Here is a 1100-nt window from a genome sequence, read left to right on the forward strand (position 1 = left end):
ATCATCCTGATTGCCACCCATCCCCTGATGCCCACTACAGGCGTTGCGCGCTGTAACTCTGTTGATCAGCGTGCGAAAACCCGGATCCGGATAGGAGGAGCGTCAACGATTGAATCAATCCGTTGGGAGAGGGCGGCTCCGCTCCGTCAGCTCGGCAATAGATAACCCATTCTCGCCGAGCAACTCTCTGATCCGATCGACGATATGAGCCCCTAGCGCCGCTGTCTTGGTCCCCCCCACAGATTCCCAAGATGCGAGTTCACACGCCGATACCTCGTGGTCAGCGCCGAAGTGCTTCTGTCGGTATGTCACCGCCGCCCTTCAATGATAAAGGCGCGGTAACGAGAACCGGCAAAGCGATGAGCAGCGATGGTTTGGTAGGCGGGACTGTCATACCAGTCGCGAGCGGCCTGCATCGTCGGGAAACGCAAGATTACGGCCCCTTCGATGGGCGGCCCCTCCAAATGCTGGATCGCGCCATAAGCGGCGAGAAAGGTAACGTCGTGACCATCGAACGATGGTCCGACGCCTGCAGAATAGGTTGCGAGTGCATGTGGGTCGCTGGTTTCTTCCCGCGTAAAGACGACGAACGCTTCCATCATTAGGCCTCTCAAAGGTTGGATCTGTTGGCCATTACCACCGGTGATGGCCTCACAGTCGTCAGGCTGGCAACTGGAACCCGATTTTCATGAGTGCCTCGACGCACGCATCCTGATCCTGCTGATAGTTGCCTCCGGAGATGCCTATGCCGCCGATCAACTTCCCATCCTCCAGAATCGGATAACCGCCGCCGACAGCGACCATCCGAGGGCGATAGGCTAGCGGCGCCACTTTTGGATCGTTGGTCACATAGTCGTTCCAGACATGGGTCGGGAACCCAAACGAGGCGGAACTCCAGGCCTTGTCGATGGCAACATCGACGGTAAGGAACGGCGCATCGTCGGTGCGCTCGAACGCGCGCAGGTTACCGGTGGCGTCGACGACGGCGACGGCAGCCGGGATGCCGATGGCACGGGCCGCAGCGAGCGCCGCGTCGATGAGGGCGACTGCGGTTTCGCGGTTGATCGAGGCGGTGGCAATAGATTTGGTCATGGGATTCT

2 protein-coding genes are annotated in these 1100 nt (G+C 59.5%); both read right to left on the minus strand.

Translation table 11 applies throughout. The features are described from left to right. Positions 1 to 308: 308 nt before the first annotated feature. Entirely contained in the window at positions 309 to 602 is a 294-nt protein-coding gene (locus A9513_RS17625) for a DUF1330 domain-containing protein (protein WP_003464978.1), read from the minus strand. A 58-nt stretch (positions 603 to 660) separates the two neighbouring features. Next, the gene (locus A9513_RS17630; protein ID WP_005006001.1) at positions 661 to 1092 is read right to left on the minus strand and encodes a heme-binding protein; all 432 of its coding nucleotides are present in this window, start codon (positions 1090 to 1092) and stop codon (positions 661 to 663) included. Positions 1093 to 1100 lie beyond the last annotated feature (8 nt).

It is taken from the genome of Pseudomonas sp. AU12215 (assembly GCF_001675465.2).
Lineage (GTDB): Bacteria > Pseudomonadota > Gammaproteobacteria > Pseudomonadales > Pseudomonadaceae > Pseudomonas > Pseudomonas nitroreducens.